Here is a 14239-nt window from a genome sequence, read left to right as displayed (position 1 = left end):
TCGCGCCTGCGGCGCATGCGCTTCGACCGCTGAGACGCGAGACGGGCCGCGAACGTCGCTCGTAAGACTCGCTCCCGGGTGGTTCAGTCGGTCGCTATCTTGCGAGGCAGATTTACTTGGCTGCCAGCGGATCTTCGGCGGCCGTCGCCGTGTCGACGGGCGTGATCGGCAGTATCAGCGCGCCCGGTGCGGTGTCGGGAACCACTGGCCGGTTCGGCTTCACCGGTGAGATCCGCTGATACCCAGCACCCAACTCCGGCCGAGGATCGGCCTCGTTCTTGTTGGGCCAGAACGCCATTGCCCGCTCCGCCTGTGCCGTGATGGTGAGCGAGGGGTTCACGCCGAGGTTGGCCGTCACCGCCGAACCGTCCGCGATGTGCAGCCCCGGATACCCGTACACCCGCTGATACGGGTCGACGACGCCGGTGTCGGCGCTGTCGCCGATCACACAGCCGCCGATGTAGTGCGCGGTGGCCGGAATGTTGAACACGTCCATCACCAGCCCGTGCACATCGCCCTTCACCTTGGCGCCGAATCGCCGTCCGACGTCGTGCGCCAACGGAATCCAGGTCGGATTCGGTTCGCCGGTGCCCTGCCTGGTCTTGAGCCGCCCGCGCTTGCGGTAGGAGGTGAGCGAGTTGTCCAGCGACTGCATCACCAGCAGGATCACCGACTTCTCCGAGGCCCGGTGGGCATTGAGGCTGCGCAGGAAGACCAAGGGGTGCAACAGCATTGCCAGCAGGAAGCGCAGGAACCGGTACGCCCCGCCGTCCACGATCGGGGCCGAGAGCGGGAAGAGCGCGTTCTGGCCCGCCCCGTAGTGACAGACCTCGATGTGGGTGTCGGACTCGGGATGGATCGACGAGGTGATCGCGATGCCCTCCGCGAAATCCGTGCGGGTCCTGCTGACCACGTTCAAGATCGCCTCGGAGTTGCTGCGCGTCAATTCGCCCAGCCTGGGCGACAATTCGGGCAGCACCTGCTCGTCGCGCATCTTGTGCAGCAGCTTCTGGGTGCCGAGCGCGGCCCCGGCGAACACCACCTGTTCCGCGGTGAATGTCTTGCGCTGCTTGCGAATCCAGCGATCCGATCGCTGCGTGTCGATCGCGTAGCCGCCGCCGGAAAGAGGCCGCACCGCAACTGCGGTGGTGAGCGGATGCACCTCGGCCCCGGCCTGTTCGGCGAGGTACAGGTAATTGGTCGTGGTGGTGTTCTTCGCGTTGTGCGGGCACCCGGTGAAGCAGCGCGCGCAGTGCACGCAGCCGCGCCTGCGCGGCCCGGCGCCGCCGAAGTACGGATCGTCCACCTCGGTGCCGGGATCGGCCTCGTTGAAGAACACGCCGACATTGGTCGGGTGGAAGGTGTCGCCGACGCCGAGATCGTCGGCGATCTCCTTGATGACCTCGTCGGCCGGGGTCATCCGGGGGTTCGGTGCCACGCCGAGCATCCGTTTCGCCTGGTCGTAGTACGGCGCCAGCTCGGATTTCCAGTCGGTGATGTGCGCCCACTGCTTATCGGTGTAGAAGTTCGGCAACGGTTCGTAGAGGGTGTTGCCGTAGATCAGCGATCCGCCGCCGACGCCCGCGCCGGAGAACACCGCGCACTTGCCGAGCACGCTGATCCGCTGCGGTCCGGTGAGTCCCAGCCGCGGTGCCCAAATCGATTTGCGCACATTCCAATTCGTGCGCGGTATGGCCTCGGCGGGCCAGCGCCTGCCCGCCTCGAGCACGCCGACCCGATACCCCTTCTCGGTGAGCCGCAGCGCGCTGACGCTGCCGCCGAATCCGGAGCCGATCACCACCACGTCGTAGTCGAATTCGGGCATGCCTTCTCCCTCGGTCCAACGGCTCGCTTCGATTCGGGCCGATTTGGTGAGATGATTTCACACTCATTCTGTCATCTCGCCAAATGCGACCGAATTCATTTCACAACAGGGTCTACGGCGCGCGCCAGCCCCGGCGCGGAGGAAGTCGGCGAGTTGTTCGACGGCGGAGCGCCCGGCCCCCGACCCGGAAAAGACAGTGCCGCTGTGGCGGGCGATGAGCCGGTGCGGTAAGACCGGGGCTGTGCCGACCGAATCCGGGAGCGTCTTCGCCGACCGCATCCTCACCGTGCCGAACGTGCTGAGCGTGCTGCGGCTGCTCGGCGTGCCGCTGTTCCTGTGGCTGCTGCTGGTCGAGCGCGCCGACGGCTGGGCGTTCACGCTGCTGGTGCTCAGCGGCGTCACCGACTTCCTCGACGGCAAGCTGGCGCGGCTGCTCGATCAGTCGTCCCGGCTGGGCGCACTGCTCGACCCGTTCGTCGACCGGCTGTACCTGGTGACGACGCTGGCGGCGTTCGTCATTCGCGGGCTGCTGCCGTGGTGGGTCGCGGTGATCCTGGTCGGCCGCGACGCGGTGCTCACCCTCACGCTGTCGATCTACCGGCGTCGCGAGCTGTCCCCGCCCGAGGTGATCTACCTCGGCAAGGCGGCGACCTTCGCGCTGATGTCCGCCCTGCCGTGGCTGCTGGCGGGCCAGATGGATTGGGCCGCAGCGGGTTTCGGACGGGCCTTCGGCGGGGCGTTGCTGGTCTGGGGTACCGCGGTGTACGTCTGGACCGGCGCCCTCTATCTGTGGAAGGCGCTGGCGGTCGCGCGAGCGATACCGCCTGTGCCACACCACACCCGGTAATGATTAGAGTTGCGTGCAACGTTCACAACGCGAAAGGACGGCCTGTGACCCAGACCCCCGAGGATCTGCGCTACACCGAGGAACATGAATGGGTGCAGCGGATCGCCCCGAACCGGGTTCGTGTCGGCATCACCGATTACGCCCAGTCCCAACTCGGTGACGTTGTGTTCGTGCAGCTGCCCGATGTGGACCGGGATGCCGCGGTCGGCGACAGCATCGCCGAGGTCGAATCCACCAAGAGCGTCTCCGACATCTACGCTCCGCTGGCCGCGAAAGTCGTTGCGGTGAACGACATTCTGACCGGCGCACCGGAGACGCTGAACACAGATCCGTACGGCGAGGGTTGGCTGTTCGAACTCGAGGTGGCGGACGCCGCCGGGCTCGATGCCACCCTCGGTGAACTGCTGGATGCGGCAGGTTATCAAGGAGTTATCGGGGGCTGAATCGGCCTTCCCTGTTCTACCTGCACGGGTACGCCCTGGCAGGGTACGGTCAATGCCAACAGATGTGCCGGCAGTCAGGGGCCGGAATCTAGCGACACGACAGGTCGTGTCGGCGAAGGCATCACCTGCTTGCATGGATAATCAGGTTCGAGGAGGAGAGAAACGGTGAGCGAGAACAAAGACCCGGGTTACCAGGAGACCGCGGCCGAGACGACGTCGGTCTTCCGCGCGGATTTCCTGAACGAGGTCGACGCGTCGCGCTCCGGAGAGCAGGCCGGCGAACAGCCGGTCCAAGGGGTCGAGGGTCTGCCCGTTGGCGCTGCCCTCTTGGTCGTCAAGCGGGGCCCGAACGCGGGCTCGCGCTTCCTGCTGGACCAGCCGACCACGTCGGCGGGCCGCCACCCCGACAGTGACATCTTTCTCGACGACGTCACGGTCAGCCGCAGGCATGCCGAATTCCGGCAGGACGACGATTCGTTCCAGGTTGTCGATGTGGGCAGCCTGAACGGCACCTACGTCAACCGGGAACCGGTGGACTCCTCGGAGCTGCAGAACGGGGACGAGGTGCAGATCGGCAAGTTCCGGTTGGTGTTCCTGACCGGACCGAAGGCATCGGCGTCCGATTCGGCGGCGGGTGCGGGCGGCCTATGAGCACGCCGGCGCTGGGGCTGATGACGAATATGACCGTCAGTAAAGGCTCAGTGCTGTGACCGGTGCGGCGCAGTGGGCGCGCGGAGGCATGTCGATCGGCTCCGTGCTCGACCTGCTGCGACCCGATTTTCCGGATATCACCATCTCCAAGATCCGATTCCTGGAATCGGAGGGGCTGATCCGGCCGGAGCGCACGCCGTCGGGGTACCGCCGTTTCTCGGTGGCCGACTGCGAGCGGCTCCGGTTCGTGCTGACCGCACAGCGCGATCAGTACCTGCCGTTGAAGGTGATCAAGGAACAGCTGGAGGCGATCGACAGCGGCGCCGCGACGCTCGGGGTGCGGGAGGCCCGTGCCCGAGCGCATTCCGGCCGCGTCGGGGTGCCGGAATCCGGTCTGGCAACGGATTCCGGGCACACCGATACCGAGCCGAATGGCCGAGTTCCGCGTAGGCTCGGCGTCGTGCCGGGTGAGATCTCGCCGGATGAGCTCCGTTTCGATCATGAAATCCGGCTCACCCGTGCGGATTTGCTGGCGCAGGCCGAGATCGATGAGAAGTTCCTCAACGACCTGATCCGGGCGAATCTGATCACGCCGGGCGCCGCGGGCTTCTTCGACGCCGACGCGGTGACGCTGGCGAAGACGGCCCGGTCGATGTCTGAATTCGGTTTGGAGGCAAGGCATTTGCGCGCCTTCAAACTTGCCGCCGATCGGGAGGCCGCGCTGGTCGCGCAGATCGCCGCCCCGATCGCGAAGAGCCGCGACGCCGACGCGCGGGCCAGGGCCGAGGAGACGGTGCGTGAGTTGGCCGCGCTGTCGCTGAACCTGCACGCCGCACTGGTGAAGGCTTCGGTGCGCGCCGCGCTCGGCGGCTGAGGTAGGTCGGACATCTCCGCGCGAGTTTCCGAACGGCGCCGCGTTTCCGAACGGCTATGCGGTGCCCGGAATTCCGGACACGGGGCGCTCGGAATTCCGGACTCGGATAACCCCTCGACAACACGCCGGTTTCGGGGATGTACACGGATCGCTGCACCCATCCGAGTTCGCCTAGACTCGTGGTACGGCGAGCCCGCGCAGGCGGTGATGCCGGGCGGCTGGTGAGGATTGGGAGGCATGGCGATGAGTGAGATGCGCGTTATCGGCATTCGTGTCGAGCAGCCACAGAACCAGCCCGTGCTGTTGCTCCGTGAGGTGGCAGGTGATCGGTATCTGCCGATCTGGATCGGGCAGGCCGAGGCGACCGCGATCGTGCTCGAGCAGGAGGGGGTGACCCCCATCCGCCCGCTGACCCACGACCTGATCAAGATCCTGATCACCGAGCTGGGGCACACCCTCAAGGAGGTGCGGATCGTCGATCTGCAAGAGGGCACCTTCTACGCGGATCTGGTTTTCGAGAACGATCTGCATGTCTCGGCGCGGCCGTCGGATTCGGTAGCGATCGCCTTGCGGGTCGGTTGCCCGATCTATGCCGAGGAGCCGGTGCTGAAGGAGGCCGGGCTGGTGATGCCGGACGAGCGCGAGGACGAGGTGGAGAAGTTCAAGGAGTTCCTGGAATCGGTCTCCCCGGACGACTTCAAGGCGACCGACAGTTAGTCCGCCGCCACACCGCATCCCGGCCACCGTGCCGGGATGCGGTGCTGTTTACGGCTTGACGCTCACCCGATTCCGGCCCGGTGCGTGGGTTCCACGCGAAATGCCCAAGCTCTCAAGCAAGGGTCTAGACTTTTACCGCGCGTCGCGTTTGGTCGGATGATGCCGCTCCCAGGACAATCGAGGGGAGTAATCTCGACAGTTGGGCCACGTCCGTTTTCGACTACCGATACGTGGTCGGCACGGAGCCGGGTCATCGATGAGGCTAGGCGTCGGCGAAGCAAGGGAGTGGTCAGTGGCAGAGCAATCGCAGGGCTTTGAGGTACAGCCAGGCCTGTTCCCGGACGACTCGGTGCCCGACGATCTGGTCGGCTACCGCGTCCCAAGCGCATGCCAGGTGGCCGGGATCACCTACCGGCAACTCGATTATTGGGCGCGTACCGGTCTGGTGGTGCCGTCGATCCGCGGCGCCGCGGGTTCGGGTAGCCAGCGCCTGTACTCGTTCAAGGACATCCTGGTGCTGAAGATCGTGAAAAGGCTGCTGGACGCGGGCATTTCACTGCAGAACATCCGCATCGCGGTGGACCATCTGCGCAGCCGCGGCGTACAGGATCTGGCCGGTATCACGCTGTTCTCGGACGGCACCTCGGTGTACGAGTGCACCTCGCCAGAGGAGGTCGTCGATTTACTGCAGGGCGGGCAGGGCGTCTTCGGTATCGCGGTCAGCGGTGCGATGCGCGAATTGACCGGCGCCATCGCCAATTTCCCGGCCGAGCGGGCCTCCGTGGCCACCGAGCGCCCGGAGGACGAGTTGGCCTACCGGCGCAAGGCGCGGATGAATCGCAAGACGGGCTGACTGCGCTGGGCACAAGATAATGGGCACAAGGTAATTCAGTCGATGAGCGCGGTCAGTGCGACCGCGCTCTCTGCTGCGTAGTCGTGGTCGATTTCGGAGCGCGTGACGATGCAGTGCTGCGCGAAGCCGGATAGTAGCGCCTGAACCGCCGCCGCCAGTCGCGCGGCCTGCTCGGGGGTGGTGTGCGCATCCGTCGGCGTCGCGCCGGAATCGATGACACGGTCGGTCAGTAGTCGTGTCAGCGCCGGAATCGCCTGCGGCGACTGGGATTCCAGCTCGGCGCGCAACTCGTCGTCGCGCAGCGCGGCGGTCAGCGATTCGAGTTCGAAGGTGAAGCGCTTCCTGGCGCGGCTCGTTCCGGTGTGCCCGAGCATCGCGGCCGCGTAGCCGCGCAGCACCTCGGTGAGCGAGAGCGCCGGATCGGCGAGTGGTTCGAGGGTCGCATGGAATTCGGTCACCAGCTGCCTGGTCGCGGCCACCAGCAGGGCCCGTTTACTGCCGAAGATCGAATAGACCGCGCCGGTGGTGAGACCGGCGCGCTCGGCCAGCGCGCCCAGCCGCGCCGCCTGGTAGCCGTGCTCGGCGATGTCGGCGATTGCGGCCTCTATCAACGCTTTTCGATTCTTCTCCGTTATCTCGGCACGTCGCATCGGGTTATGATAACGCGATTATTCAAGTAACAACATTATCCGTTGATGCGCCCAGTTTGCCGGGTGCGCCCGGGTGAACCGTGATAACGTCATTATTAAAATAACAGAATTATCTGAAGGGTCGAGATGACCGGGTTGGACGAAGTCGGCAGGATCGCCGGATCGGTGGACCGCATCGGATCGTTTCCGACGGTGGACGAGCTGAATGCCTACATCGACGAGCTGGCGCTCGCATATCCGCACCGGGTGGCGGTCGCCGAGATCGGTACCTCCCGCAATGGTGATCCGATCCGCTCGGTCCGCGTCGGTTCGGGGGAGCGCCGGATCGCGGTCTTCGGCAATCCGCATCCGAACGAGCCGATCGGCATGGCCACCATCCGGCATCTGCTCGGCAGGATGATCGCCGACGAGGCGCTGACGCTCGGTGCCACCTGGTACTTCGTGCCGTGCGTCGATCCGGATGGCACCCGGCTGAACGAGGGCTGGTTCGCTGGACCGCTCACCCGCACCCGGCTGGCGCGCGAGTTCTACCGGCCCCCGGTGACCGAACAGCCCGAATGGGCGTTCCCGGTGGCCTGGCGGGGCGCGACGGTCGGTGCGCCGCTGCCCGAGACCAGGGCGCTGATGACATTGATCGACGAGATCCGGCCCGCGCTCATCGCCTCGCTGCACAATTCCGATTTCGGCGGCGGGTTCTTCTACACCTCGGGTGGGGACGAGTCGTACTGGGCCGAGCTCACCGAGCTGCTGACCGTGTCCGGAATTCCGGTGCACGGCGGCGATCCCGACGCGCCCGGCGCCAAACGGTGGACCACCGGCGTCTACCAGGTGCCGACCTTCGAGACCATGGCCGAGACGCTGGTCGCCGCCGGAGTGGAGCCGGTGGCCGCGCTCGGTGGCGGCGGCTGCCGCGACTACGGCGCGAAATACGGTGCGGCCGTGCTGGTTTGCGAGGTGCCGCTATTCCTTGATCCCCGGATCACCGATGACACCCCGACCGATCGCGTGCTGCGCGAGGTCAATGCCGAATGCGCCGCCGCGTATCGCGAGCTGGCCCGGGTCGGCGGCGCGGTGCTGGTGGGCGTCGCCGCGGAGCTGACCGGCGCCAGCCCGTTCGAGCGCGCGGCGCGCGCCATGGTGACCGCGCTGCCCGGCATCGCCGAGGTGAAAGAGGCCGCGCCGGACCAGGATCGGTTCGCGACCCGCGGTGAGGCATTCACCGAGGAGTATTCCTGGCTCGGCATGTTCCGGTTGCGGCTCGGTGGCCTGCTGCTACGTCTGCTCGACGGGTTGATCGCCGAGGGCAGCGCCGCGGCGGTCGCGGAGCGCGCGCGATTCGGGGCGATCTTCGACGGCTGGTGCGCCGAGATCGAGCGGCGCGCGCCGGGCGAGCCGGTGCCGGTGGAGCGGCTGGTCGCGATCCAGGCCGGTGCGATCGTCACGGCGGCCCTGCGCCTGCGCGACGGTCTGCCGATTTGAATCGGTGTCGCGGCGCTGTGACGCACGCGACACAGGTTGCCCCGAGCGAGTGGAATTCCGGACGCTCGGCATAAACTGGCGGTGCGTCGTACGTCGCGCGGGAGAGTTCCGGACCTCCACAAGAAGTCCGGGCGCCGAAGGAGCAGCACCTCCCCGTCAATCTCTCAGGCAACAGGGACCGTGCGGACTTCGACGCCTCTGGAAAGCGGTGGCCCGCAAGCATATGCGGAGTCGCCCGCCCATGGGGAAAGGGATAGCTCCCGAATCTCTCAGGCGCCCACGACAGAGGGGGAGGGCTGGTACCCGTCGACCCCTGCGGTCGACCCGCCCGACCATTGGGAGCTGCCGTGACCCGTTCCTTCGCCGACCGCCACATCGGACCCGACCGGTCCGAACTCGACACGATGCTGCCCGTGGTCGGTGTCGGCTCGCTCGACGAGCTGGCCGCCGCCGCGCTGCCCGCCACCATTCTCGACGGCTCCGGACTGGCCGCGCTGCCGCCCGCGGCAACCGAACACGAGGTGCTCGCCGAACTCGCCGGCCTCGCGCACGCCAATACCGTCGCCACCTCGATGATCGGGCTCGGCTACTACGACACCCTCACCCCGCCGGTGCTGGTGCGCAACCTGCTGGAGAATCCGGCCTGGTACACCGCTTACACCCCGTACCAGCCGGAGATCAGCCAGGGCAGGTTGGAGGCGCTGCTCAACTTCCAGACCATGGTGTCGGACCTGACCGGTATGGACGTGGCGAACGCGTCCATGCTCGACGAGGCCACCGCGGCCGCCGAGGCGATGACGCTGCTGCGGCGGGCCGGGCGGTCCAAGTCGGCGCGGCTGGTGATCGACACCGACCTGTTCCCGCAGACCAAAACCGTGCTGTACACCAGGGCCGAACCGCTCGGCATCGAAATCGTCGAGACCGAGCTGGCCGATGGCGGCCTGCCGGACGGTGAATTCTTCGGTGTGCTGGTGCAGACGCCGGGCGCGTCCGGCCGCGTCGTCGACTGGACCGCGGTGATCGCGGCGGCGCACGAGCGCGGCGCGCTGGTGGCGGCGGGTGCGGATCTGCTTGCGATGACGCTGATCACGCCGCCGGGCGAACAGGGCGCCGACGTATGTTTCGGCACCACACAGCGTTTCGGTGTGCCGCTCGGCTTCGGCGGCCCGCACGCCGGTTATCTCGCGGTGCGCCAGGCGCATGCGCGTCAGCTGCCCGGCCGCCTTGTCGGCGTTTCGGTGGACGCCGACGGTGATGTGGCCTACCGCCTCGCGCTGCAGACCCGTGAGCAGCACATCCGGCGCGAGAAGGCCACCTCGAATATCTGTACCGCACAGGTGCTTCTGGCCATCGTCGCCGCCATGTACGCGAGCTACCACGGCGCCGACGGGTTGCGCGCCATCGCGCGCCGGGTGCACGGGCACGCCGCGGCCATCGCGAGCGGACTCGGCGAGGCGGTGCTGCACGGCAACTTCTTCGACACGGTGCTGGTGCAGGTGCCCGGCGTGGCGGAAGCCGTTGTGGCCAAGGCGAAGTCGCGCGGCATCAACCTGCGGCTGGTGGACGCCGATCACGTCGGCGTCGCCTGCGACGAGGCGACCACGGCGGCGCATGTCGCGGCCGTACTCGAATCCTTCGGCGCGGCGGTGCCTTCCGGCCCGCCCGAGGCGGGCGCGGTCGTCGAGACCCGGACCTCGGAATTCCTGACCCATCCGGCGTTCACCCGGTACCACACCGAGACCGCGATGCTGCGCTATCTGCGTTCGCTCTCGGATAAGGATATCGCCTTGGACCGCAGCATGATTCCGCTCGGTTCCTGCACCATGAAGCTGAACGCCACCGCGGAGATGGAGGCCATCACCTGGCCCGGCTTCGCGCGGGTGCATCCGTACGCGCCGGTCGACGACGCCCCCGGCCTGCTGAAAGTCATTGCGGACCTGGAGAATTGGCTTTCGGCCATCACCGGCTACGATTCGGTGAGCCTGCAGCCGAACGCGGGCAGCCAGGGCGAGTACGCGGGCCTGCTCGCCATCCGCCGCTATCATCTGGATCGCGGTGACGCGCACCGCGACACCTGCCTCATCCCGTCCAGCGCACACGGCACCAACGCGGCGTCGGCGGCGATGGCCGGGCTGCGGGTGGAGGTGGTCAAGTGCCGCGACAACGGCGATGTCGACCTCGACGACCTGCGCGCCAAGATCGCCGACCACGCCGACCGGCTGGCCTGCATCATGATCACCTACCCCTCCACCCACGGCGTGTACGAGCACGAGGTGGCCGAGCTGTGCGCGCTGGTGCACGAGGCGGGCGGCCAGGTGTACGTCGACGGCGCGAATCTGAACGCCCTTGTCGGACTTGCCCGTCCGGGTAAATTCGGCGGCGACGTCAGCCACCTGAACCTGCACAAGACCTTCTGCATCCCGCACGGCGGCGGCGGGCCCGGCGTCGGCCCGGTGGCGGTGCGCGCGCATCTGGCGCCGTACCTGCCCGGCGATCCGCTGGAACGGGATTCGCACGCGGTCTCGGCGGCGAAGTACGGTTCGGCGTCGATCCTGCCGATCACCTGGGCCTACATCCGGATGATGGGCGCCGACGGCCTGCGCAGGGCCAGCCTCTCGGCGATCGCCTCGGCCAACTACATCGCGCGCAGGCTCGACGAGCACTTCCCGGTGCTGTACACCGGCGAGAACGGGATGGTCGCGCACGAGTGCATCCTGGATCTGCGCGAGATCACCAAGCAGACCGGCGTCACCGTCGACGATGTGGCAAAGCGCTTGGCCGACTACGGTTTCCACGCGCCCACCATGAGCTTCCCGGTGGCGGGCACCCTGATGGTCGAGCCCACCGAGAGCGAAAACCTGGCCGAGATCGACGAATTCATCGATGCGATGATCGCGATCCGCAAGGAGATCGATCAGGTCGGCGCCGGTGTCTGGCCCGCGGAGGACAACCCGCTGCGCGGAGCGCCGCACACCGCGGCCTGCCTGGTAGGGGAGTGGAACCACCCGTACAGCCGCGAAACCGCCGTCTACCCAAGGGGTCTCGGGCACGCACGGGCCAAGGTGTGGCCCGCGGTGCGCCGGATCGACGGCGCGTACGGCGACCGGAATCTGGTCTGCTCCTGCCCGCCGCTGGACGCCTACGCGGAGTGAATCGTGTTCCGGCGCACGGCTTCCCTTCCGTGCGCCGGAACACTCCCGCTCAGGCGGCTGCCGCCTCGGCGTAGGTGTTCGCCATACCGGGCCAACCGCCCTCGCCGCCGACGCTGTCGCGCATGGACTCCCAGCCCTTGCCGTGGTTCTCGAATCCCGAATGGACCAGGGTCACGGCGGTGCGGCCGGGCTCGAGCGGTTCGAAGGTGACATCGACCCGGCTGGCATGCGCCGGATCCGGATCGTGCTGCCAATCCAGGCCGATCTCCCAGGAGAACGCGAAGTGGCGCGGCGGCTCCCACGCCAGCACGGTGCCCCATGCGCATTCGGTGCCATCGGCTTCGCGGCCGAAACACCGCCCGCCCGCGCGTGGTTCGATGACTTCCTCGGCGAGCTGTCCCTTGCCGATGTGATGGCCGCGCGGCCACCAACTGTCGATGCCGGTGGTGAACACCTCGTATGCCCGTTCGGGTGGGGCGTCGACGGTGAATTCGACGCGAATCTCCTTGTCGCTCAACTGCTGTGTCATTGTTGGTCCTTTTCTCGCTGGTTCACCTGTTGCTGAAAGGCCGACATGGCCGTCGACCAGAACTGCGTGAAGTACGCCCGGAGCGCGTCGATGCCCTGCGGATTCAGCCGGTACACCCGCCTGGTGCCGATCGCCTCGTCGATCACCAACCCGGCCTCCTTGAGCACCTTGAGGTGCTGCGATACCGCCGGTCTGCTCACCGGCAGTTCGCTCGCCAGTTCGCCGACCGCGCATGCGCCCTTGCCGAGCCGCTCGAAGATCGCCCGCCGGGTCGGGTCGCCCAGCGCGTCGAGCGCCTTACCTCGGTAAGTCTCCACGAACCGTAAGTCTAGGCTTACGCATATGGGTTGTCCAGGGCGCGCGGCGGATGTGTGCGCGGTTTACGGCTTGGTCAGCGCGTTGACCACGGCGGTGCCGAACGCGATGTCGTCGGAGGAGGCCAGCCGGGTGTATGCGCCGTGAGTCCGCTGCGCGAGCGTCTGGAGCGTGTCGGTGCCCTGGCCGCCGATCACGATGACATCCACTCGCACCGGATGGGCCGGATCGGTGGCCGCGGCGATATCGGCGAGCAGTTCGGCGCCGGTGACCGGCGAGTCGTCGTTCGGGCCGTCGGTGATGAGCAGGATCGAATTCGTCCGTCCCGCCGTGTAATTGGTGATCGCGCTGCGATACGCGGCGACCAGCGTCGGATACGCCTGATCCCCTTTGAGTTCGGCGGCGTGCACGGCGTTGAGCGCGGTGGTGACGGATCCGCGCTGAGTCGCGGTGAGCGGCGCGGTGGCCACCTGCACCTTGTACGGCGTGGTGCCGTCGAGGTTCTTGCCGTAGGTCCAGATACCGAGCCCGAAATCCGGTGGCATCACGTTGATCGTGGAATGCAGTGCGCCGACGACGTTGGCGAGTTTGGTGGCCGAGCCGTCGGTGGCCGACATCGATGCGGAGACGTCGAGCAGCACCGTCGACTGCACGCCGAGCACCGGGTTGGCCAGGGTGGCGCGCACCTTGTCCAGTGCGGGGCGCGGCGGCACCGGGACATTCGGCGCGGGCGCCGCGAAGCCGGCGGCGGTGAAGGCCTGCGCCTGTTCGGGGGCGCGCAAATAGTCGGCGAATACGCCCGCGATGAGATTCTGCGTCTTGTCCACCCACGGGCCCGACATCACCGCGGCCGGGTAATCGGCGATCGGCGCGGCGCCCGCCGGTTTGAATTCCGCCGGTCCGGCAAGGGCTTTCACCTGCTGTTCGGTGGCGGCGACGGCGTGGATCGGGGCGTTCTGCGGTTGCCCGCCGCCGGTGAGCGCGGTGAGCGCGCCGGCGGTGTCGGTCGAATCGGGCGCGTTCGCGGCCAGCTCGGAGATGGCGGACACCACCTGTCCGGACTGCGCGGCCGCCTCGGACAGCGGATCGGCCCCCGACACCGCGGAGCCCACCGCGGCGAGCGCGGCGACGGTGGCGTCGCCCTGCGGCAGCGCCAGCCGCAGCCCGGACCAGCCGGGCAGGCCGATATCGCTCAGCGACCCCTGTTGCAGCCTCGGCAGATCCGACCAGGTGATCTTGGCCTGCTCCAAGGCTTTTCGCAGCTCATCGGGGACCGCGATGACGATCGGGCTCGACGCCACGGAGGCCGGGGCGCCCTCGATGAGCCCCGGCACCCGCATCGATTCGATCGAGCGGCTGGAGTCGGCGATCCACAGCGCGGGTTCGGGTCCGAGCGCGGGATCCCACGGCTTGCCGGAGGTGAAGGCGGCGACCATACCGGCGGACGGGCGGGCCGTCACCTGCACCTGCGCGCAATGGTCGCGGACCTTCGGCTTGGTCGCGTTGTATTTGTCCGCGGCGGCGCGCACCGGGCCCGCGATATCCGGATCGACGGTGACGTAGAGCGTCGCGGGCCCCTCGACGCATTCGGCCGCGGCCGACCGGTCGTTGTTCGCCGCCTGGTCCCGCAACCAGAACCAGCCGAAAACCGCCACCGCGAGTAGCAGTATGGCCACCACTGCGATAACCGGACCTTTGCTGATACCTCGGGACCTGGCTCCGCTGCGATGTGTGCCCACGGTGCAACAGTGTAGGTTCACCCAGCATTAGCGGATCGGCCGAGTGGCCCGTGACGAGCGGATCCTCGGCGCGGGGGCCCCCCCCCCCCCCCCCCCCGGGCGCCCCCCCCCCGCGCGGGAACAAAGCGCACCCCGGGAAAGGGGACGGCCCCCCCCCCCCCCCCA

At 67.7% G+C, this 14239-nt stretch carries 13 protein-coding genes and 1 riboswitch; of the genes, 8 read left to right on the top strand and 5 right to left on the bottom strand.

Annotation, left to right across the window (positions count from 1 at the left end; translation table 11 throughout):
• Window positions 1-112 precede the first annotated feature (112 nt).
• Window positions 113-1825: a GMC oxidoreductase gene (locus tag LGY53_RS43230; protein WP_225732475.1), complete on the bottom strand. Its 1713-nt coding sequence runs from the start codon at window positions 1823-1825 to the stop codon at window positions 113-115.
• A gap of 214 nt (window positions 1826-2039) precedes the next feature.
• Between LGY53_RS43230 and LGY53_RS43225 the strand changes: the two genes are divergently transcribed.
• The 6 genes from LGY53_RS43225 to LGY53_RS43200 all read left to right on the top strand — a co-directional run bounded on the left by LGY53_RS43225 (window position 2040) and on the right by LGY53_RS43200 (window position 6210).
• Window positions 2040-2672, top strand: a complete 633-nt coding sequence (locus LGY53_RS43225; RefSeq protein ID WP_225732477.1) for a CDP-alcohol phosphatidyltransferase family protein — start codon at window positions 2040-2042, stop codon at window positions 2670-2672.
• Window positions 2673-2716: 44 nt separating this feature from the next.
• Window positions 2717-3115, top strand: a complete 399-nt coding sequence (gene gcvH, locus LGY53_RS43220) for a glycine cleavage system protein GcvH (RefSeq protein WP_225732474.1) — start codon at window positions 2717-2719, stop codon at window positions 3113-3115.
• 165 nt (window positions 3116-3280) lie between these two features.
• The gene (garA, locus tag LGY53_RS43215) at window positions 3281-3766 is read left to right on the top strand and encodes a glycogen accumulation regulator GarA (protein ID WP_167474719.1); all 486 of its coding nucleotides are present in this window, start codon (window positions 3281-3283) and stop codon (window positions 3764-3766) included.
• A gap of 88 nt (window positions 3767-3854) precedes the next feature.
• Window positions 3855-4640, top strand: a complete 786-nt coding sequence (locus tag LGY53_RS43210; RefSeq protein WP_167479360.1) for a MerR family transcriptional regulator — start codon at window positions 3855-3857, stop codon at window positions 4638-4640.
• A 243-nt stretch (window positions 4641-4883) separates the two neighbouring features.
• Complete coding sequence (locus LGY53_RS43205) at window positions 4884-5357, top strand: bifunctional nuclease family protein (protein ID WP_225732473.1); 474 nt, start codon at window positions 4884-4886, stop codon at window positions 5355-5357.
• A gap of 256 nt (window positions 5358-5613) precedes the next feature.
• Window positions 5614-6210 (top strand): MerR family transcriptional regulator, encoded by a 597-nt coding sequence (locus LGY53_RS43200; RefSeq protein ID WP_167474721.1) that lies wholly within the window; start codon window positions 5614-5616, stop codon window positions 6208-6210.
• Window positions 6211-6245: 35 nt separating this feature from the next.
• On the opposite strand, the gene LGY53_RS43195 is transcribed toward LGY53_RS43200, so the two are convergent.
• Window positions 6246-6860, bottom strand: a complete 615-nt coding sequence (locus LGY53_RS43195) for a TetR/AcrR family transcriptional regulator (RefSeq protein WP_225732472.1) — start codon at window positions 6858-6860, stop codon at window positions 6246-6248.
• 126 nt (window positions 6861-6986) lie between these two features.
• Between LGY53_RS43195 and LGY53_RS43190 the strand changes: the two genes are divergently transcribed.
• A complete protein-coding gene (locus tag LGY53_RS43190; RefSeq protein ID WP_225732471.1) occupies window positions 6987-8339 on the top strand; it encodes a M14 family zinc carboxypeptidase in 1353 nt (450 codons plus the stop codon).
• Between the two features lie 88 nt (window positions 8340-8427).
• Window positions 8428-8530: riboswitch (glycine riboswitch) on the top strand.
• A 213-nt stretch (window positions 8531-8743) separates the two neighbouring features.
• Complete coding sequence (gcvP, locus tag LGY53_RS43185; protein ID WP_374111326.1) at window positions 8744-11491, top strand: aminomethyl-transferring glycine dehydrogenase; 2748 nt, start codon at window positions 8744-8746, stop codon at window positions 11489-11491.
• A gap of 49 nt (window positions 11492-11540) precedes the next feature.
• On the opposite strand, the gene LGY53_RS43180 is transcribed toward gcvP, so the two are convergent.
• The 3 genes from LGY53_RS43180 to LGY53_RS43170 form a co-directional block, all read right to left on the bottom strand.
• A complete protein-coding gene (locus LGY53_RS43180) occupies window positions 11541-12020 on the bottom strand; it encodes an SRPBCC family protein (RefSeq protein ID WP_225732469.1) in 480 nt (159 codons plus the stop codon).
• Window positions 12017-12337 (bottom strand): helix-turn-helix transcriptional regulator, encoded by a 321-nt coding sequence (locus tag LGY53_RS43175; protein ID WP_225732468.1) that lies wholly within the window; start codon window positions 12335-12337, stop codon window positions 12017-12019. The genes LGY53_RS43180 and LGY53_RS43175 overlap by 4 nt, the downstream gene beginning before the upstream one ends.
• A 63-nt stretch (window positions 12338-12400) precedes the next feature.
• Window positions 12401-14014, bottom strand: a complete 1614-nt coding sequence (locus tag LGY53_RS43170; protein ID WP_225732467.1) for a VWA domain-containing protein — start codon at window positions 14012-14014, stop codon at window positions 12401-12403.
• Between the last annotated feature and the right edge of the window lie 225 nt (window positions 14015-14239).

The sequence above is a fragment of the Nocardia sp. JCM 34519.1 genome, from assembly GCF_020361265.1.
Taxonomy (GTDB): Bacteria; Actinomycetota; Actinomycetes; order Mycobacteriales; family Mycobacteriaceae; genus Nocardia; species Nocardia arthritidis_A.
The sequence above is the reverse complement of the archived record's forward strand: the minus strand, read 5'-3'. Positions and strand labels throughout refer to the sequence as shown.

What these genes read in the sequence shown, in the direction of transcription:
- LGY53_RS43230 (WP_225732475.1), bottom strand. Translation starts at nt 1,825, where the DNA reads ATGCCCGAATTCGACTACGACGTGGTGGTGATCGGCTCCGGATTCGGC.
- LGY53_RS43225 (WP_225732477.1), top strand. Translation starts at nt 2,040, where the DNA reads ATGAGCCGGTGCGGTAAGACCGGGGCTGTGCCGACCGAATCCGGGAGC.
- LGY53_RS43210 (WP_167479360.1), top strand. Translation starts at nt 3,855, where the DNA reads ATGTCGATCGGCTCCGTGCTCGACCTGCTGCGACCCGATTTTCCGGAT.
- LGY53_RS43205 (WP_225732473.1), top strand. Translation starts at nt 4,884, where the DNA reads ATGAGTGAGATGCGCGTTATCGGCATTCGTGTCGAGCAGCCACAGAAC.
- LGY53_RS43200 (WP_167474721.1), top strand. Translation starts at nt 5,614, where the DNA reads ATGAGGCTAGGCGTCGGCGAAGCAAGGGAGTGGTCAGTGGCAGAGCAA.
- LGY53_RS43195 (WP_225732472.1), bottom strand. Translation starts at nt 6,860, where the DNA reads ATGCGACGTGCCGAGATAACGGAGAAGAATCGAAAAGCGTTGATAGAG.
- LGY53_RS43190 (WP_225732471.1), top strand. Translation starts at nt 6,987, where the DNA reads ATGACCGGGTTGGACGAAGTCGGCAGGATCGCCGGATCGGTGGACCGC.
- gcvP (WP_374111326.1), top strand. Translation starts at nt 8,744, where the DNA reads ATGCTGCCCGTGGTCGGTGTCGGCTCGCTCGACGAGCTGGCCGCCGCC.
- LGY53_RS43180 (WP_225732469.1), bottom strand. Translation starts at nt 12,020, where the DNA reads ATGACACAGCAGTTGAGCGACAAGGAGATTCGCGTCGAATTCACCGTC.